The sequence below is a fragment of the Cryobacterium sp. SO2 genome (assembly GCF_026151165.2).
Lineage (GTDB): Bacteria > Actinomycetota > Actinomycetes > Actinomycetales > Microbacteriaceae > Cryobacterium.
The window spans coordinates 3,381,785-3,400,161 of record NZ_CP117849.1; the positions used below are offsets into that span (position 1 = coordinate 3,381,785).

An 18,377-nucleotide genomic window follows, 5' to 3' on the forward strand; every position below is an offset into this window, starting at 1 on the left:
ACATGGGGTCCCTCCGCATCAGTCAGCGTCAGGCACAGTGTCCTCCCCCGGGCCTTGCCGCGGCTTCACCCGTTCCGGGTGAGCCGGGCGGTGGGGTGACCTCAGAGTCCGGGCAAGTGCCGGATGTTGGAGCGCGCCATCTGCACGGCCTCGCCGACCCCGCCGTTCAGCACGGTCTTGGACAGCGCCAGGGCGAACCCCTTCACCTGCTTGGCGGTCACGGTCGGCGGCAGGGAGAGGGCGAGGGGGTCGGTGACGATATCGACGAGGGCGGGGCCGTCGTGCGCGAAAGCATCCGTGAGCGCGGCCCGCAGCTCTCCCGGGTCTTCGACCCGCACCGCGAAGAAGCCCAGGGCACTCGCGACGGCGGCGTAGTCCACGGCGGGCACGTCCACACCGAAGTCGGGATAGCCGTCGACGAACATCTCCAGCTTCACCAGGCCCAGGGTGGAATTGTTGAACACCACGACCTTCACGGGTAGTTTCTGCGCGGCGATGGTGATGAGCTCCCCGAGCAGCATGGCCAGCCCGCCGTCGCCGCTGATGGTGACGACCTGGCGATCGGGGTAGGCGCTCTGGGCACCGATGGCCTGTGGCACCGCATTGGCCATCGACCCGTGCAGGTACGACCCGATCAGCCGACGCCGCCCGTTGGGGGTGAGATACCGGGCCTGCCAGACGTTCCCCATGCCGGTGTCCGCGGTCACGATCGCATCGTCGGCCACGAGTTCGTCGAGCATCGCGGCGGCGAACTCCGGGTGGATCGGCCGGCCGTGGTCGACATCCGTGTAGGTGCCGACGACGGAGCTGAGCAGTTTGTCGTGCTTCGCCAGCGTGCGTTCGAGAAAGCGCCGGTCGGGTTTCGGTCGCACCAGGGCGGCGAGCGCGGCGAGCGTGGCCGTCACGTCACCGTGCACCGGATGCGTGACGCTGGCTCGCCGGCCCAGGTGCGAGGGGTCGGTGTCGACCTGCGCGATGACCACGGTGTTGCCGTCGGGCATGAACTGTTCGTAGGGGAAGTCGGTGCCGAGCAGGAGAACCAGGTCGGCGTCGTGGATGCCGGCGTGCGCGGCCCCGTAGCCGAGCAGCCCGGTCATGCCCACGTCGAACGGGTTGTCGTACTGGATCCATTGTTTGCCGCGCAGGCTGTGCCCGACCGGCGCCGCGACGAGGTCGGCGAACGCGATGACAGCATCGTGGGCGCCCTCGACGCCCGCTCCCGCGAAGATCGCGACGGTCTTCGCCGCGTTGATGGCGTCGGCCAGGGCGAGCACGTCGGCGGCGGCCGGCACCACGGCGGGGCGTCCCGGCAGCACGAGCCGGGGGACGACGCCGGCGGCGTCGAGTTCGGCGACATCACCGGGCAGCGTGACCACCGAGACGCCGCCCAGAGCGATCGCGTGCCGCATGGCCGCGTTGACGACCTTCGGGGACTGTTCGGCGGAGGAGATCAGTTCGCGGTAGTGCGAGCACTCCACGAACAGGCGGTCGGGATGCGTCTCCTGGAAGAAGCTGCTCCCGATCTGCCCGGTCGGAATGTGGCTGGCGATGGCCAGCACCGGCGCGCCGCTGCGGTGCGCGTCGTAGAGCCCGTTGATCAGGTGCAGGTTCCCTGGTCCGCAACTGCCGGCGCACACCGCGAGGCGCCCGGTGAGCTGGGCCTCCGCTCCGGCGGCGAAGGCCGCGGCCTCCTCGTTGCGCACGTGCACCCAGTCGATGCCGCCCTTCGCGGCTCCTCCCGTGCGGCGAACGGCGTCGACGACGGGATTGAGGCTGTCCCCGACGATGCCGTAGATGCGGCGCACCCCAGCGTCGATGAGTTGGGCGATGAGCTGGTCTGCGACAGTCTGAGCCATCGGTCCAGTTAACCCCCGCCGCCGGCCACACCAGAGCGTGCCAGCGCGAAGTCAGCGAACTCCCAGGCGCTTGTAACCCGGTGTTCGCCTGGCGCCCGCGCGCATCCCTACACTCGGAGGATGAGCCTTCGCGACATCCCCCTGACCACCGCCGCCGGGCACACCGTGACCCTCGCGGATTACGCCGACCAGGTTGTGCTCGTCGTCAACGTGGCCTCCAAGTGCGGGTTGACCGTTCAGTACGGGGCGCTCGAAGAACTGCAGAAGACCTACGGCGACCGCGGCTTCACCGTGCTCGGGTTCCCATGCAACCAGTTCAAGGGCCAGGAACCGGGCAGCATGGAGGCCATCCTGGAATTCTGCTCGACGACCTACGGCGTCACCTTCCCCCTGTTCGACAAGGTGGAGGTCAACGGACCGGACCGCCACCCGCTCTACGCCGAGCTGACCCGGACCGCGGATGCCGACGGGGTCGCGGGCGACGTCGGCTGGAACTTCGAGAAGTTCCTGGTCACTCCCACTGGTGCCGTGCACAGGTTCCGCCCGGCCACGGTTCCGGATGCGCCGGAGATCATTAGCGCCATCGAGTCCGGGCTGCCCGTTCCGGCCTGACCCCCGCCAGGTCGAGGCCGAAGCGCGGGAGCGCAAGACCCGCGTCAGTCGCCCTGGTACACCACGCGGTCGCGGCCGTCCCTCTTGGCCACATACATCCGCACGTCTGCGGCGCGCACGAGCGCCGAGCTGGTGTCGGCATCCGCAGGGGCGAAGGCGACGCCGAGGCTCGCGGTGACGTGCAGGCCGTCGGTGATCGCCGACCAGTCGTGTCCGGAGACGGCGGCCCGCACCTCCTCGCAGAGCACACACATCAGCTCAGCGGCGACACCGGGGATGACCAACAGGAACTCCTCACCGCCCAGTCTGGCCACGATGCCGCCCGGCACGCGGGTCACGGCGTCGGAGAGGATGCGCGCGAGAACCCGCAACACCTGATCGCCCACGTCATGGGTGAGGTCGTCGTTGATGCGCTTGAAGTGGTCGACGTCGAGCATCGCGATCGCCAGCGGCGTGCCGCCCTCCCGCACCTCCGTGAGCAGGGTGGTGAGGTGTTCGTCGGCGAAGCGGCGATTGTGCAGCCCGGTGAGCGGGTCGCGCTCCGCCATCTCCCGGTACCGCTCGCTCTCCCGCCGGGATTCGGCGGTCTGGAACATGGCCTCGAGGATGCTGCCGCGTGACTCGTTCTCGCCGGCGCTCAGGGCGACGGACTGTGCGTGGTAGCTGCGGTAGGCCTCGAACGCCGCCTTGAAGTCATCCCGCGCGGCGAAGATCTCGGCCTGTTCCCTGGTGACCTCCGTGGCCCAGCGGGCCAACCCGTGCTCGGTGGTGAGCGTGAGGCACTGGTCGACGACGGCCTGCGCCTTGTCGAGGCAACCCTGCCTGCGGTAGGTCTCGACGAGGGTGACCTGTGCCATGGCGATGCTGTCGGGGAGGAAGTCGACGGGCTTGGCCTCCATGGCGGCCAGCAGGGTGGCCTCGGCGTCGTCCAGCCGGCCGGCCGTGAGGTAGACCCTGGCGATGGTGTCGCGGGCGTACATCCCGATCGGGCGGTCGTGCAGCGACGAGAGCGCGATGAGATTCTCGACCGCCGCGAGGGCGGCCTCCTGGTTGTCCGCGAGGTATTCGGTGTAGGCGAGATTGTTCAGGATCGTGTAGCGGATGCCGGTCTCGGGGTCGTCGATCACCAGGCGCAACGCCTCGCCATAGCGCCGCCGGGCCTCGTCGAACGAACCGGCCGAGCCCAGGGCATCGGCGAGCGTCAGCCGGGCCGCGGCGCGCATCAGCGGACTTTCCGCCTCGTCGAGCAGGTCGTTGGTGGCCACGGCGTGCTCGAGGGCCAGGGCACGGTCGCCGACCAGCTCGAAGATCGAGCCGAGCACCTCGTGACAGCGGGACTGCAGGGTGCGGTCGCCGTGCCGCTCCGCCCAGTCGAGGATGCGCTGCACCGTGACGGCGCCCTGGCGGGGGTCGCCCCTGCGGGTCATGATCGACGCCCTCTGCACCTCGAGGCGCCGGCGCAGGGCACGATCCTCCCCCGGGTTCAGGGTCGCCAACCAGGCTTCGGCCGCAACGAGCGCGGCGTCCTGGTCGATCCAGAATTGGCGCTCCACCCAGGCCAGACGCTCTTCGTCCGACCCGTGTTCGACCGCCACCACCATCAGAACCCGCTCCCCCACAGCCTGCATGTCGACGATCGAGCTTTCAGGAGGGGCATCTCCGAGGGAACTGACGCACTGTTTCGATCAGCCTAGTCGCCCGGCCGGCCGGCCGGCTCAGAGCGCGGCGGCCGGCGAACTGACGCAGCCGGGTGATCCGGATGATGATGGTCGAAGGGCATGATGACCCGGTTCGGCAACTCGAGGGTGCCGATGAGCGAAGGAGCTGTGTGGTGACCACGCTGTCGTTCGGCACCCTGGCTCTGATCGGCCTCGTCGCCCTGCTCGGTCCGCTGCTGGCCGCGCCCCGCCGCTGGCGCCTGCCGGTCGTGCTCGGCGAGATCCTCGGCGGCATCCTGCTCGGCTCCTCCGGCCTGGGCCTGCTCCAGGCCGACGACCCTGCATTCGCCTTCCTCGCGTCGATGGGCTTCGCCCTCACGATGTTCGTGGCCGGCAGCCACATCCCGATCCGGAACGCCAGCCTGCGCCCCGCGCTCATCCGGGGTGTCCTGCGGGCGATCCTGGTGGGCGCCGTCGCCGCCCTTCTCGGTGTCGGCATCGCCGCCCTCGCCGGCACGGACAACGCGGCGCTCTATGCGGTGCTGATGGCGTCGTCCTCGGCCGCGCTCGTCGTGCCGACGTTCGCCGAGCTGGGACTCGACGGACCGATGGTGCTCACCACACTCGCCCAGGTGGCCATCGCCGACACCGCCTGCATCGTGGCGCTTCCTCTCGTGCTCCGGCCCAAAGATGCGCCCGGCGCGATGCTCGGCGCCGTCGTGATCATCGGGTGCGCCGGTGTCATCTACCTCGGTCTGCTGATCCTCGACCGGCGCGGCCTGTGGCAACGCTTCCGCCGACTGAGCCACGACAGGTACCTGGCGCTGGAGCTGCGGATCAGCCTCATCGTGCTGTTCAGCCTGGCCGCCGTCGCCGTGGGGTCGCGCGGCTCGGTCATGCTCGCGGGTTTCGCGTTCGGAGTTGCCGTCGCGGCCGTCGGCGAGCCCCGCCGTCTCGCCCGTCAGCTTTTCGCCCTCAACGACGGCTTCCTCGGTCCGCTGTTCTTCGTCTGGCTGGGGGCGTCACTCACCCTGGGTGATCTGGCCGGCCACCCGCAATTCCTGCTGCTCGGGCCACTGCTCGGGGCGGGGGCCGTGCTCGCCCACCTGAGCATGCGACTCACCGGCCAGCCGCCCTCCCTCGGTGTGATGTCGGCCGCGCAGCTGGGCGTCCCGGTCGCCGCGGTCGCGATCGGGGGCGGCGTCCTCGCGCCCGGAGAGTCCACGGCGCTGCTCATCGGGGCCCTGGTCACCGTCGTGGCGCTGGCCGTGGCTGCCGCCGGAGCGGCCAGGCGGGCCGCCGCGGCACCGGGTGGAGCCCCCTGAGCGGCTCGTTTCTCACCCGTTCTCACCCGGTCCGGGTGATCCAGAACGGGAGGGTGTGATTAGCGTGAATGTCAGCCAAGGACTGTGACACGCTGCCCCACTGCGGCGGCAGGGCCTCGGCCAGAACGTTACAGAGAAAGGTGCCATCATGAGTTTCTGGTCCAGTTTCTGGGATTTCATCGGATTCTTCTTTTGGACATTCGTCTTCGTGTCCTACCTGTTCGCACTCTTCGCTGTAATCATCGACATCTTCCGGGATCGCACACTGAACGGCTGGCTGAAGGCCGTGTGGTTGCTCTTCCTGGTCTTCGTGCCGATCGTGACGGTCCTCGTCTACGTGATCGCGCGTGGTCGCAGTATGGCCGAGCGCCAGGCGAACGCCGGTATGCAGGAGAAGCGGAGCACCGATGAGTACATCCGCACTGTCGCCGGTAGCAATCCGGCGCAGGACATCGCCCAGGCCAAGCAACTCCTGGACTCCGGCGCGATCTCGCAGGGTGAATACGCGGTCCTGAAGGATCGCGCTCTGGGCAACACCCAGGCCCGCTCCGACGTCGTCTAGCGTCGGGCCTCATCCTCCGCCACTCGACGAGCGTCGAGCCAGACGTCGAGTTCGGCGGCGGGGATGGGGCGCGACATGAAGAACCCTTGGGCGTGGTCGCGTACTTGGCGAGTTCGTCGTAGGCGGCACCCGTCTCCACGCCTTCCGCCACCATCCGCAGGCCGAGGCTGTGCGCGAGGTCGATGGTGGAGGCCACGAGGGAAGCCGCCCTGGCGTCGTCGTTCATCGGCAGCACGAAGGAGCGGTCCAGTTTGAGTTCGTCGATGGGCAGGTCGCGCAGGTAGGAGAGCGAGCTGTAGCCGGTGCCGAAATCGTCGACGGCGATCTGGATGCCGGCGTCCCGCAGCCGGGTCAGCACCGCGCGGGCGCGCTCCCTGTCGCTCATCAGGAAATCCTCGGTGATTTCCAGCATCAGCGCTGAGGCCGGCAGCCCGCGGTCTGCGACCATACGCACGATCTGTTCGGGCAGCTCGACGTTGACGAGCGAGCTGGCCGACATGTTGACGGCGATCGTGAGGGCGTGGCCGCTGGCCTGCCACACCGCGGCCTGGTCGAGGGCTTTGGCCAGCACGATCCGGGTGAGCTCGTGGATGAGGCCGGACTCCTCGACGAGGTCGAGGAAGTGCTCGGGCAGCAGGAGTCCCCTGTCGGGGTGGGACCACCGCACCAGCGCTTCGACACCGGTCACCGCGCCGGTGTCGAGACTCACCTTGGGCTGGTAGTAGACGAGGAGTTGGTCGTCGGCGAGGGCCAGGCGCAGTTCCTGCAGGGTGCGCAGCCGGGTGTCGCCGTGGCTGTCGTCCTCCGACCGGTAGATGTGCGCTCCGACCCGGGTGGCCTTGGCCCGGTACATCGCCATGTCGGCGCGCCGCAGCAGGTCGCTCAGATCGTGGCCCTGCTCGGGGAAGAGCGCGATGCCGATGCTGGCTCGGGTTTCGACGGCGAGCCCCTCGAGCTCGAAGGGTCGGGACAGGCAGTCCCGCAAGGCGAGCGCGAAGGTCATGGCCTCCGGTTCGCCGGCCTCGCCGACGAGGACGGCGAATTCGTCGCCGCCCAGGCGGGCGAGCATGGCGTCAGCGGGCAGGGCGGCGGACAACCGCGCGCTCACCTGCATGAGCAGCTGGTCTCCCACGTCGTGTCCGAGGCTGTCGTTGACCTCCTTGAACCTGTCGAGGTCGAGCAGGAGCAACGCACTGTGCCGCTGGCGGGCGGCGACCCGGCTGAGCGAGAGCCGCGCCGGCGCATCCGCGTACAACGCCCGCCGGTTGGGCAGGCCGGTGAGGTCGTCGGTGCGGGCCTGCCGGCGCAGCATCCGTTGCCGGAACACGAGCGGGATGGCGGCCAGCGACACCGTCAGGCTGGCCAGGACCACCGCGACGACGGGCTGGGCGATCTGCGTGCCGAGCACGAGCACAACCAGGCCGGCCGCGACGGCCACAGCGGGAACGAAGAGGGCCGGGGTCTTCCTGTCGCCGAACCGCGGGCCGCGGTGCGGGCGCCCGGCGGCATCGACCCACACGGCCATGAGCGCCAGGCCGAGCGCCCAGGCGGCGTCGAGGGGGACGCCGACGATGTACGTGCCGCTGACCTCCAGGAGGGCGTAGACGACATCGGCGGCGGCGAAGACGATCAGGCCCCCGACCAGGTAGGCCCAGCGCGCGCCAATGCGCAGGCCGGGTGCGGCCGCGATACCGGCGATCGCGGCGACCAGGAGCAGGTCGAAGACCGGGTAGGCCACCGCGACGACGGTGGCGAGGATCGCGGACTCGTCGACGGCCGAGGCGAGCACGGGGTCGAGGAGGACGGCGAGGACGGCGGCGGCGCCGAGCGCCCCGACGGCGCTGTCCAGCAGCACCGACCAGGCCAGGCCGCGCATCTGTCGGCGCACGAGGGCGATCAGGGCCGCGAGCATCAGCGGATAGAACAGCAGGTAGCCAATGTCGGCCGGCGACGGGAACGGCAGTTCGCCCGCCGCATCCATGGCCGTCACGTAGTAGGTGTCGGCGGCGGCGTTGAACGTCACCGCGAGGGTGGCGAACAGCACGTCGCCGCGGGCGAAGCCGGTGCGCACGGTGGCGAGCCAGAAGACCGCAACCGGAACCCACTGGGTCAGCTCGCCCAGCCCGATGTCGACGAGCGGGTTCGGGCCGTCGCCGTGCAGCAGCAAGCCGGCCGTGTACACGGCCACGAGCGCCAGGACGGCCCAGATCAGCCAGCGGTCGCCGAGGCGGCCAGGGCTGCTGTCACGCCAGTTCTGCCACACGTGACTCCCCCTCAACTCTCGGCTCAGCCTACCAATCGGCGAACGGTGACTATGGTCCTGAACCAGGGAACGGGCCCCGCTCGACCGGGTGGTCGAGCGGGGCCCGTGTCGAGCCTGGGGCCTAGCGGGCGCCGGCGATCAGTGCGCGCACCAGGTCGAGCTGGGCGTCGTCGGCGAAGGCGCCGGACAGGCCGACTACGCTCGTGCCGGCGGCCAGGAACTCGGGGGCGTTGAGGGCGGTGACGCCACCGGTGGCGATGAAGTTCGTCTCCGGGTACGGACCCTTCTGGGCCTTGACCCAGGCCGCGCCGAGCAACGACGCGGGGAACGCCTTGACCCAGGTGAGGCCGAGCGCACGGGCCTGCAGGATCTCGGTAGCCGTGGCGATGCCCGGCAGGTGCGGGATGCCGCGGCGCACGCTCTCGGCCACGATGGCCGGGTCGAGGCCGGGTGAGACCGTGAACGCGACGCCGACGTTGGTCGCGGCGTCGAGCTGTTCCATCGTGGTGACGGTGCCGGCACCGATGACGAGGCCGCGCTCTGCGGCGGCGTCGGCGACGGCCTGCAGCACGGGGACGGCGTCGATGGTCTGGATCGGGATCTCGACGTGCTCGACGCCGGCGTCCCAGGCGCGCACCGACAGGCGCACGGCCTCGGCGGCCGAGAGGCCGCGGAAGACGGCGATCACGGGAACCCTGAAGAAGACCCCGGGGAACCACTGTGCGGCGCCGAGCGGCTGGATGGTGCTGGTGGGTGTGGTCATGCGGGTTAGCTCCTGAGTTCGAAAGCACGCTCGTGTTCACGAGCGGGGTCGGTGGGTTCGTCGGCCGACATGCGCTGGCCGAGTCCTGGACGGAAGTCCTCGCGGCTGCCCAGCGCCCACGCGGCGCGGGAGTGGCCGCGTTCGAGGCGTTCGGCGGAGGAGGCGTCGACGATGAGGCTGGACAGGTACCCGGCGGCGAAGGCGTCTCCGGCGCCGACGGGTTCGACGACGACGACCTTGCGGGCCGGCACGGTCGTGACGGTCTCGGTCCCGTCGACCGCGCGCATGAACTCCGTCGCGTCGATCGATGAGTCCTTGACCACCAGGTACGGCAGGTCGGGCAGCAGCGCGCGCACGTCGGCCGCGGTGACGCAGCCCCAGAGCACGGCGGCTTCGTCGAGGCCGACGAGCACGACGGTGGCCTTGCGGGCCAGGGCGAGCAGCCGCGGTGCGGCTTCCTGCACTGTCCAGATGCCCGGCCGGAAGTTGATGTCGAAGGACACCGAGGCGCCCCACTCCGCGGCGTGGTCGAGCACGTGCTCCACCAGGGCGGAACACGTCGCCGACAGCGCGGGAGTGATCCCGGTGGTGTGGATCCACCGGGCGCCGGCCAGCGGCCAGCCGGCGGCATCCGCGATCTTCAGCGTGGATGCCGCCGAGCCGTTGCGGTAGTAGAACACGTGTGCTCCGCTGCCGGTGTCGGGCTCCTTGAGGTAGAGCCCTGTCGGTGCGTCGGTCGTGCGGCCGACCCACCGGGTGTCGACGCCGGCGTTGCCGAGGGCGTCGATGATCTTGGTGCCGACGGGGTCGGCTCCCACGGCGCTGGCCCAGGCCACCTGGTGGCCGAGTTCGGCGAGGTGCATCGCCACGTTCGACTCCGCCCCTCCCGTTCCCAGGGTGAAGGCCTGAGCAGAGTCCAGCGGCACAGAGCTGGTGGGCGTGAACATGCCCATCGTCTCGCCGAAGCACACCACGGTGGGCTGGTCGGTGGTGGTGGTGGTGGCTGTCATCAGGTCACGGCCCCGATGTGCCACGGCACGAATTCTTCCTGGCCCACGTTGAATTCTTCGCTCACGGTCTGCTTGCCGCTGGCGACGGCGATGATCATGTCGAGGATCTCGGCGCCGATCTCGTCGACGGTGGCTTTGCCGTCGGCGATCCGGCCGGCATCGATGTCGATGTCGTCGCCCTGACGCACGAAGAGCTCGGTGTTGGTGCCGACCTTGATGCTCGGGGTGGGCTTGCAGCCGAAGACCGAGCCGCGGCCGGTGGTGAAGACCACCACGGTGGCGCCGCCGGCGACGAGGCCGGTGACCGAGACCGGGTCGTAGCCGGGGGTGTCCATGAAGCCCAGGCCCCGGGTGTCGATCGGTTCCGCGTACTCGTACACGGCGGCGAGGTCGGCGTGGCCGGCCTTGGCCACTGCACCCAGCGACTTCTCCAGGATGGTGCTGATGCCGCCGGCCTTGTTTCCAGGGGAGGGGTTGTTGTCCATGGTTCCGCCGTTGGCGTGAATGTAGGTTTCCCACCAGTCGATGCGTTCGATCAGCTTGTGGCCGACGGCAGGGGTGGTGGCGCGGGCGGTGAGCAGGTGCTCGGCGCCGTAGATCTCGGGGGTCTCGGCGAGGACGGATGTTCCGCCGTGTGCCACGAGCACATCCGAGGCCCAGCCCAGGGCCGGGTTGGCCGTGATGCCGGAGTAGCCGTCTGAGCCGCCGCAGTTCAGGCCGAGAACGAGCTCGGAGATGTCGATGGGCTCGCGGTGGCGGGTGTTGATCTGTTCGGCCAGTGCGAGGATCTTCTCGACTCCGGCGGCGACGGTGTTGCGCATGCCGCCGGTCTCCTGAATGGACAGGCTCTCCACGACGGTGTCGCTGGGCAGGGTGCCCTCGGCCAGCACCAGGCTGGTCGGGGTCATCTCGCAGCCGAGGCTGAGCATCAGCACGCCGGCGATGTTGGGGTGGCGGGCGTAGCCGTTGAGGGTGCGCAACAGCACCTGGGCGCCTTCGCTCTCCAGCACCAGGCCGCAGCCGCTCTGGTGGGTGAGGGCGATCACGCCGTCGACGTTCTCGAACTTGTCGAGCGCGTCGCCGCGGAACCTGTCGGCGATGAGCTTCGCGGTAGTGCCGGAGCAGTTCACGGTGGTGAGGATCGCGATGTAGTTGCGCGTGCCGGCCCGGCCGTCGGCCCGGCGGAAGCCGTCGAAGAATCGACGCTCCGCCGGTGCCGGCAGCTCGGTGTGCACGGTGCCGAACTCGTGGGTACGAGCGGCGAGGTCCATGCCGATGTTCTGGCTGTGCACCTGCTCTCCGCGGTGGATCGGCGCCGTGGCGACGCCGATCGACTGGCCGTACTTGTGCACGGTCGCGCCGACGCTCATATCGGTGAGGGCGATCTTGTGGCCGCTGGGGACCAGCGTGGTGACGGTGAGGATCCCGTCGCCGACCGGGAGGGACTCCCCCGGCTGGAGGTCCCGGAGGGCGACGGCTACGTCGTCGCCCTCGGCCATGACCAGCACGGAGGTGCCGGTGGCGATGCTTTCTATGTGTGACATGAGAATCGTTTCGTTAGGTGCTGCTCGTACTCGTATGGGCGGCCGGGCTTACGCCTGGCCGATGACGCCGTTCTTCCAGCGACCGGCTTCGAGGTCGCCCACGATGCTCAGGTACTTGTCGTCGGACAGGTTGTAGAGGAAGTAGACGATGACGGCGGCCAGGGCCAGGGCAATGGCCGGGTACAGGGTCATCACGGCCTTGATGCCGAAGAGCGTCTCCTCGGACTGGCTGGCGCCCTGGGCGACGTAGCCGGTGACGGCGAGCATCCCGGCGCCCACGAGGGCGGCGATGGACTGGGCGATCTTGCGGGAGAAGTTGAAGGCGGCGTAGGTCATGGTCTCCTTGCGCACCCCGCTGTTCCATTCGCCGTAGTCGATGGTGTCGGAGACGAAGGCCCAGGTGACGGCGTTCGGGATGGCCAGGGCCATGTAGCCGATGGTCACCAGGAGCATGAACGTCCACAGGTTGGTGGGGATGATGAAGTTGAGGCCGTTGGCGATGACGCCGATGACGAATCCGCCCATGGCGGTGCGCTTCTTGCCGAACCGGCCGACCAGGCGGGGCACGAACATGATGCCCACGATGGAGGCGCCGATCATGACGAGGTTGAGGATCGGCTGCAGGGCGATATTGCCGAGGTTGTACTCGGCGAAGAAGATCATCATCATGTTGTTCACGTTCATGGCGGAGATCGTGAAGAGGGTCATCAGCACCAGGCCGAGCAGGGGACGGTTGGTGAAGATCGCCCTGGCATAGTCCTTCATGCTGTTCTGGGCGAAGCCGACCTCGCGGTTGACGTAGACGCGTTCCTTGGTGCCGCGGTAGCAGACGTAGAACGAGGCGACGCCGATGATGGCGAACACGGCGGATGCCCACATGTAGTTGGTGCCGGTCATGCCGCCGAACATCATCATGATCGGGATGAAGGCGAAACCGCAGATCCACTGTGCACCGAGCGAGCCGGTCTGGCGGGAGGTGGCCAGTTGGGCGCGGTCCTTGATGTTGCGGGTCATCACCGAGGCGAGCGACCCGTACGGGTCGTTGGTGAAGGAGTAGATGAGGCCCCAGATGGCGTAGCTGCCGGCCGCGAAGGCGATCTTCCAGCCCATGGTGACATCGGGCATGGTGAAGGTCACCACGGTCATCACGCCGAGGAGGATCGAGGAGATCATCATCACGGGGCGGAACTTTCCGCGCTTGCCGAACTTGCGGCTGTCGATGTAGGCGGCGGCGATCGGATCCATGAACGCGTCGAAGATCTTGGCGAGGGAGAAAATCAGGGCGACGACGCCGGCGGCGATGCCGCAGGTGTCGATCCAGAACTTGGTCAGGTAGGACTGGCCGAGGTCGAACATGAAGCCGTTACCGAAGTCACCGAACCCGTACGAGACCTTTTCCTTGGTGGAAATTCGCTCGATGGCGGGGGTGGCGGTAGTAGCACCGGGCTGGCCGGCAGGCGCGGCGACTGCGCCGACGTCAACACCATTATCAATAGCCATGACTCACATACACTCTTTCAATTCTCGATATTCAGGCGGAACGACCGCATCCGTGCGTGTCGTCGTCGTGCAGATAGTGCGGGGTGGTGCGAGGGTGGTGCGGGACGCGGCCGGGTTTAGAGGCCGAAGTAGTTGTGCGCGTTGTTGTAGCAAATGTCTTCGACCATGCGGCCGAGAATGGCCTCATCGTCGGGAACCTCGCCGAGTTCGACCCATTCGCCGATGAGCTCGCAGAGGATGCGGCGGAAGTACTCGTGCCGCGGGTAGGAGAGGAAGCTGCGGGAGTCGGTGAGCATGCCCACGAAGTTGGAGAGCAGGCTCTCGTCGGCGAAGGTCTGCAGCTGCAGGCGCATGCCGGTGCGGGTGTCGTTGTGCCACCAGGCGCTGCCGAGCTGCATCTTCTGGACGGTGTCCTTCTGGTAGGAGCCCATCAGGGTCGCCAGCGGCATGTAGTCGTTCGCGTTCAGCGAGTAGAGCATGGTGCGGGGAACGGAGTCTTCGAGTTCCATCGAGTCGAAGAGCGCGGCGAGCGGTTCGGCAACCGGGCGGTCGTTCATACCGTCGTAACCGGTGTCAGGGCCGAGGATGTCGAGCATGCGCCGGTTGGTGTTGCGCAAGGCGTGCAGGTGAAGCTGCATGGTCCAGTTCTTGACCGTGTACATGCGCATGAGCGCCTTGAGGATCGCGGTGCGGTACTGGGCGATCTGGGTGCTGCTCAGGCTGTCGCCGGCGAGGGCCGCGCTGACGATGGTGTTGAGCTCGGCCTCGGTGGACTCCGCGTAGACCACCGTGTCGAGGGCGTGGTCGGAGAGCCGGCCGCCCATCGAGTGGAAGAAGTCGACCCGAGCACTCAAAGCGGCGACGATGTCGGCGAAGGCGCCGATCTTGACGCCGGCGGAGGTGCCGAGGGTGACCAGGTAGTCGGCGAAGCCGGCGGCGTGGATGTTGATGGCCTTGTCGGGGCGGAACGCCGGGACGACGGTGAAGGCCTTCTCGCTCTTGAGCAGTTCGTGGAAGTGCAGGTCGTCCGCCGGGTCATCCGTGGTGCAGATGGCGGTGACGTTGCTGGAGCGGATCAGGCTGCGGCGGGAGAACCCGGCGGTGGCCAGCAGGGCGTTGGCGCGGTCGTAGACCTCGCGGGCGGTCTCGCGACTGAGCACCAGGTCGATATTGAAGAAGCGCTTGAGTTCGAGGTGCGTCCAGACGTAGAGCGGGTTGCCGAGCGCCTTCTCGACGGTGCCTGCCCAGGCGTAGAACTTGTCGAAGTCGTCGCCGTCGCCGGTGATGAGGTTCTCCGGCACGCCGTTGGCGCGCATCAGGCGCCACTTGTAGTGGTCGCCCTTGAGCCACACCTCGGTGATGCTGGCGAAGTTCAAGTCTTCGTAGATCTCCTGGGGGTTCAGGTGACAGTGGAAGTCGATGATGGGCATGTTCTTGGCGTGGTTGTGAAACAGCTTCTTCGCCATGTCGGTGCCGAGCAGGAAGTCGTCGTTCAGGAGCATGATCTGCGGTCCTTTTATCGAGGGTGGGAGTCTGCGTTACGCGAGGATGGTGAGGTCGGCGAGGGTGGCGCGCACGCCACGGTCACGCAGGCTGTTCAGGCCGGCGGTCACCTGCTCGACCAGACCGTCGATCGCGCTGAGGTCGGTGCCCCAGAGGGTGGTGTCGGAGAGGATCGCGGCGACGTAGCCATCCGCTGCATAGGCCGCGTGGAAGGCCGCGATGGTCTCCGCGCTGTCGACCGGGGTGACGGTGACGGCCGGGTCGCCGCTGTAGGTGAGCAGGATCGCGGAGAGCGCGAGGGTGATGCGGGTGGGGAATGAGCCGTTCTTGGCGTGGAAGTTCAGCAGGATCGGCAGCAGCCGGCTCTTGAACTTGGAGGCGCTGTTGAGGGCGATCGCGGCGAGTTCGTGGTGCATGAACGGGTTCTCGAAGCGTTCCTTGACCGACTCCGCGTATGCGGCGAGTTCGTCGTGGGAGAGGTCGAGCACGGGCATGATCTCCTCGTACATGACCTTGTCCACGAGCGGGCCGAAGTCGGCGTCGAGCATGACGTCGCGCACGGTCTCGACGCCGGCGAGGCGGGCGAGGGAGGCCATGGTGGTGTGCGGGGCGTTGAGCAGGAAGACCTTGCGTTCGCGGTAGGGGGTCATGTCGTCGGTGACGGTGACATTGAGGCCGGCCTTGGCCAGCGGCAGGGTCTCGGTGAGTGTCTGGGGGCCCTCGATGACCCAGAGCAGGAACGGCTCGGCCTTGACGATGAGGCGGTCTTCGAAGCCGAACTCTGCGCACAGTTCCTCTGCGCGGTCCTTCGGGTAGCCGGGGACGATCCGGTCGACGAGGCTGGAGTAGAAGGTGTTGTCGGTGTTGACCCAGGCCACGAAGGCGTCGCCGAGCTCCCAGTTGGCGGCGGTGGCGAGCACGGTTTCCTTGAGCTTGTCGCCGTTGTGCTCGATGAGTTCACACGGGATGAGCTGGAAGCCTTTCTTGCCGAGTTCGAAGCGCCGGTAGAGCAGCGCGGTGAGCTTGCCGGGGAAGCTGGCGTGCGGGGCGTCGGCGCGCAGGTCGTCGGCGCTGTAGACGATGCCGGACTCCGTGGTGTTGGAGAAGATGAACTCGATGTCGTCGTCGTTCGCGAGGTCGAGGTAGGCCTGGTAGTCGGTGTACGGGTTGATGGTGCCGTTGACCAGGGTGATGACCTCATGGGTCTGCACCTCTTCGCCGTCCTGCTTACCTTCCAGAAGCACCGTGTACAGGCCGTCCTGCTCGTCGAGCATGGCCGCGAGGCCGCCGGCGAGGGGCTGCACGATCTTCACTCCGCCGTTGAACAGACCCTGCGTGTTCATCTGCTGAAGCTGCCAGTCGACGAACGCACGGAGGAAGTTGCCCTCGCCGAACTGGATGGCCCGGGTGGGCAGGGCCGTGCGCGGGTGGGTGGCGTTGCTGAGTCGTTCCATGACGGTCGGTTCCTCTGTCTTCTGGTCGTGCTGGGCCTTGTCGTGCTGGCTGCGCTCGGTGAGCGGCGTGTTCGTGGTGGGCGGGGCGATCGTGATCGTGACGCCCATGTGGTGGCTGCCGGCCGGGACGAGCACGATGGCCTGGTCCCGCACGTTGCACGCCTCGACGCAGACGGTCTCGGTCCACTCGTCGTCGCCGTAGTCAGCCATGGCGGCCGCCTTGGCGCTGCCCGGGTTCCACACCACGGTCTGGGCCGCATCCGTGTGGCCGACCTGGATGGTGCGACGGTTCTGCACGTCGTCGATGGTGACGATGCGGGGCATCGGGTAGACCCTGTCGATCTCGGCACCGATGATGGCGACGGGCAGGGCCGAACTGGCCGTGGCCGGCGGGGTGAGGGTGCGGTCGAGGTACGGCAGGTCCGCGAGGCCCAGGAGCTGGGTGTCGCGCGCGTCGCCCACCGCGAAGTAGGTGTGGAAGGCCGTTTCCACCGAGAGGGGGCTGTCGCCGTCGTTCTGCGCGATCAGGTCGAGCGTGAGGGTTGCGCCGATGGTGACCGTGTAACGCAGCGAGACGGGCTGGGCAGTGCCGGCCGCGTCGCGGTGGGCGCCGGCCAGTTCGAAGGTGAGAACGGCGTCCGGGCCGACGAGCGCGGCGGCGGTGAGGCTCCACGGCGAGATGCGCGCCCACCCGTGGTTGGGGGCGGTGGCGTCGGTGAGGTTCGGTCCGAACCAGGGGAAGCAGACCGGGATGCCGCCGCGGAGTGCGGCGGTCGGGCTGAAGGCGCCGTGTTCGCTCATCCACAGCACGGGCTTCTGCCCGGTGGGGGTCCACTGGGCGACGTGTGCGCCGTGCAGGTAGACCAGGGCTGTCGCACTGGCGATCGCCACCTCGACGGCCGGAAGCGCGCCCTCTCCAGTCACCAAACGGATGCCGGTCGGCAGGGTGAGGGTGCCCGCTGGCACCGCACCTACTTCGTCCGCAGTTTTCTGCATTACTTCCTCCTCGTTGAGAATCAGCTCGATGTTTCTTCTGCTGTTCCGCCTGGCAGAACACAAGTCCGCCACATAGACTCACCATAACCTCGCGTAGAAGACTTTGGCAACTTGTCGTGCTATGGATTTAGCCCTGAGCCCCGCACTGGGGGCGTTCTCCGGACGATTCGCGGTTTGTCAAGAGTCCGACGACATTGAATGCCGGGACCGCGGTCCCGTCGCGGTATAGAAATTCCACAATCATGGTTAACTGTCCATAAGACAGAACTTCGTTCACAGGTGGGATTCATGGCACAAACGGCAGTAGACGAGATGGAGAGCACCGGCACGCGGGAGGCTTCGGCCAAGGACAACGCGGCCCAGAAGCTACTGCGGGTGCTCGAGGCGGTGTCGAATCCGGGGGATGCCCACAGGCTCAGCGATCTCGTCAAGGAGACCGGCCTGGCGAAGACCAGCGTGTTCAGGCTGCTGTCCGAACTCATCGACAGCGGCTACGTCAGCCGCAGGGACGACGGCACCTACGCACCGGGACGGGCACTTCGGCTGCTCGCTCTCAAGCTCACCGCGGCGCACAACGAGGCCGACCCCGTCGGCGATCGGCTGCGCCGGCTGCAGGTCGACGTGCACAGCACCATCCACTTCGCCCTACGCACCGGGGACACGGCAACCTACGTGGAGAAGATCGAGGACACCGCTCAGCCGATCCAAATCGCATCCAGGGTGGGCGGGCAGATCCCGCTGCACTCCACCGCGATCGGCAAGTCGATCCTCGCCCACCTCAGCGAGAGCGAGGTGCGCAGCTACGCCGCGCGCACCGGGCTGCATACCCGCACCGAATACACCATCACCGACGTCGCGAGCCTGCTCGCCGACGGGGCCCTGGTGCGCAACCGTGGTTTCTCCATCGACGATCAGGAGAACGAGGAGCACATCCGTTGCATGGCCGTTCCCGTGTTCGATGCCCAGCAGCACCTCATCGGCGGCATCGGGATCACGACCATCGCCCCGCTGGTGCCCAGGGAGAAGCTCGAGTCCTACGCTCCGCTGCTGATGACCGCGGCCCGCGACGTGATGACCCTGCTCTAGTCGCGCTGCTCTGACCGGTTAACGAGGAATGACCCCGGCACATGCCGGGGTCATTCTCTTTGGGCTGGAAATGCCAGCTTGGCTCGCGGGGGACTAACCCTGGCGAGCCTTGAATCGGGGGTTCGTCTTATTGATGACGAACGTGCGCCCGTGGCGCCGTACCGTCTGCGAACCCTGCATCTTCTTCATCGAACCCAGTGAGTTGCGTACTTTCATCCTGGCTCCCTTCCCTGTGTTGATCGGGT

Annotated in this window: 13 protein-coding genes and 1 pseudogene; 4 read left to right on the top strand and 10 right to left on the bottom strand. The window is 67.8% G+C overall.

What is annotated here, in order from left to right; all coding sequences use genetic code 11:
• Window positions 1-101 precede the first annotated feature (101 nt).
• Window positions 102-1,856 carry a pyruvate dehydrogenase gene (locus BJQ94_RS15960; protein ID WP_265400063.1) on the bottom strand — a complete coding sequence of 585 codons (1,755 nt, stop codon included), beginning with the start codon at window positions 1,854-1,856 and terminating at the stop codon, window positions 102-104.
• Window positions 1,857-1,976: 120 nt separating this feature from the next.
• Between BJQ94_RS15960 and BJQ94_RS15965 the strand changes: the two genes are divergently transcribed.
• On the top strand, window positions 1,977-2,468 hold the full coding sequence (locus BJQ94_RS15965; protein WP_265400062.1) for a glutathione peroxidase: 492 nt from the start codon (window positions 1,977-1,979) through the stop codon (window positions 2,466-2,468).
• 44 nt (window positions 2,469-2,512) lie between these two features.
• Here BJQ94_RS15965 and BJQ94_RS15970 read toward each other — a convergent pair whose 3' ends face one another.
• The gene (locus tag BJQ94_RS15970; RefSeq protein ID WP_275875512.1) at window positions 2,513-4,096 is read right to left on the bottom strand and encodes a diguanylate cyclase; all 1,584 of its coding nucleotides are present in this window, start codon (window positions 4,094-4,096) and stop codon (window positions 2,513-2,515) included.
• Between the two features lie 203 nt (window positions 4,097-4,299).
• On the opposite strand from BJQ94_RS15970, the gene BJQ94_RS15975 reads away from it, so the two are divergent.
• Window positions 4,300-5,451 (top strand): cation:proton antiporter, encoded by a 1,152-nt coding sequence (locus BJQ94_RS15975; protein WP_345893451.1) that lies wholly within the window; start codon window positions 4,300-4,302, stop codon window positions 5,449-5,451.
• A gap of 148 nt (window positions 5,452-5,599) precedes the next feature.
• Window positions 5,600-6,013 (top strand): SHOCT domain-containing protein, encoded by a 414-nt coding sequence (locus tag BJQ94_RS15980; protein ID WP_265400060.1) that lies wholly within the window; start codon window positions 5,600-5,602, stop codon window positions 6,011-6,013.
• A 112-nt stretch (window positions 6,014-6,125) separates the two neighbouring features.
• Here BJQ94_RS15980 and BJQ94_RS19415 read toward each other — a convergent pair.
• The 7 genes and pseudogenes from BJQ94_RS19415 to BJQ94_RS16015 all read right to left on the bottom strand — a co-directional run.
• Window positions 6,126-7,994: pseudogene (locus BJQ94_RS19415) on the bottom strand (EAL domain-containing protein); the annotation flags it as partial.
• Between the two features lie 403 nt (window positions 7,995-8,397).
• A complete protein-coding gene (locus BJQ94_RS15990; RefSeq protein WP_265400059.1) occupies window positions 8,398-9,039 on the bottom strand; it encodes a bifunctional 4-hydroxy-2-oxoglutarate aldolase/2-dehydro-3-deoxy-phosphogluconate aldolase in 642 nt (213 codons plus the stop codon).
• Between the two features lie 5 nt (window positions 9,040-9,044).
• Complete coding sequence (locus tag BJQ94_RS15995) at window positions 9,045-10,073, bottom strand: sugar kinase (RefSeq protein WP_265400058.1); 1,029 nt, start codon at window positions 10,071-10,073, stop codon at window positions 9,045-9,047.
• Window positions 10,049-11,593 (bottom strand): altronate dehydratase family protein, encoded by a 1,545-nt coding sequence (locus BJQ94_RS16000; protein ID WP_265400057.1) that lies wholly within the window; start codon window positions 11,591-11,593, stop codon window positions 10,049-10,051. The genes BJQ94_RS15995 and BJQ94_RS16000 overlap by 25 nt, the downstream gene beginning before the upstream one ends.
• A gap of 48 nt (window positions 11,594-11,641) precedes the next feature.
• Complete coding sequence (locus tag BJQ94_RS16005) at window positions 11,642-13,093, bottom strand: glycoside-pentoside-hexuronide (GPH):cation symporter (protein ID WP_265400056.1); 1,452 nt, start codon at window positions 13,091-13,093, stop codon at window positions 11,642-11,644.
• Window positions 13,094-13,209: 116 nt separating this feature from the next.
• Window positions 13,210-14,595 carry a glucuronate isomerase gene (gene uxaC, locus BJQ94_RS16010; protein WP_265400055.1) on the bottom strand — a complete coding sequence of 462 codons (1,386 nt, stop codon included), beginning with the start codon at window positions 14,593-14,595 and terminating at the stop codon, window positions 13,210-13,212.
• 36 nt (window positions 14,596-14,631) lie between these two features.
• On the bottom strand, window positions 14,632-17,046 hold the full coding sequence (locus BJQ94_RS16015) for a tagaturonate reductase (RefSeq protein WP_265400054.1): 2,415 nt from the start codon (window positions 17,044-17,046) through the stop codon (window positions 14,632-14,634).
• A 288-nt stretch (window positions 17,047-17,334) separates the two neighbouring features.
• Between BJQ94_RS16015 and BJQ94_RS16020 the strand changes: the two genes are divergently transcribed.
• Window positions 17,335-18,132 carry an IclR family transcriptional regulator gene (locus tag BJQ94_RS16020; RefSeq protein ID WP_265400053.1) on the top strand — a complete coding sequence of 266 codons (798 nt, stop codon included), beginning with the start codon at window positions 17,335-17,337 and terminating at the stop codon, window positions 18,130-18,132.
• A 93-nt stretch (window positions 18,133-18,225) separates the two neighbouring features.
• Here the strand turns inward: BJQ94_RS16020 and ykgO are convergent, their stop codons facing one another.
• Window positions 18,226-18,348, bottom strand: a complete 123-nt coding sequence (gene ykgO, locus BJQ94_RS16025) for a type B 50S ribosomal protein L36 (protein ID WP_265400052.1) — start codon at window positions 18,346-18,348, stop codon at window positions 18,226-18,228.
• Between the last annotated feature and the right edge of the window lie 29 nt (window positions 18,349-18,377).

Coding starts and splice junctions, on each gene's coding strand:
- BJQ94_RS15960 (WP_265400063.1), bottom strand. CDS start 1,856: ATGGCTCAGACTGTCGCAGACCAGCTCATCGCCCAACTCATCGACGCT.
- BJQ94_RS15965 (WP_265400062.1), top strand. CDS start 1,977: ATGAGCCTTCGCGACATCCCCCTGACCACCGCCGCCGGGCACACCGTG.
- BJQ94_RS15970 (WP_275875512.1), bottom strand. CDS start 4,096: ATGCAGGCTGTGGGGGAGCGGGTTCTGATGGTGGTGGCGGTCGAACAC.
- BJQ94_RS15980 (WP_265400060.1), top strand. CDS start 5,600: ATGAGTTTCTGGTCCAGTTTCTGGGATTTCATCGGATTCTTCTTTTGG.
- BJQ94_RS15990 (WP_265400059.1), bottom strand. CDS start 9,039: ATGACCACACCCACCAGCACCATCCAGCCGCTCGGCGCCGCACAGTGG.
- BJQ94_RS16000 (WP_265400057.1), bottom strand. CDS start 11,593: ATGTCACACATAGAAAGCATCGCCACCGGCACCTCCGTGCTGGTCATG.
- BJQ94_RS16005 (WP_265400056.1), bottom strand. CDS start 13,093: ATGGCTATTGATAATGGTGTTGACGTCGGCGCAGTCGCCGCGCCTGCC.
- uxaC (WP_265400055.1), bottom strand. CDS start 14,595: ATGCTCCTGAACGACGACTTCCTGCTCGGCACCGACATGGCGAAGAAG.
- BJQ94_RS16015 (WP_265400054.1), bottom strand. CDS start 17,046: ATGCAGAAAACTGCGGACGAAGTAGGTGCGGTGCCAGCGGGCACCCTC.
- BJQ94_RS16020 (WP_265400053.1), top strand. CDS start 17,335: ATGGCACAAACGGCAGTAGACGAGATGGAGAGCACCGGCACGCGGGAG.
- ykgO (WP_265400052.1), bottom strand. CDS start 18,348: ATGAAAGTACGCAACTCACTGGGTTCGATGAAGAAGATGCAGGGTTCG.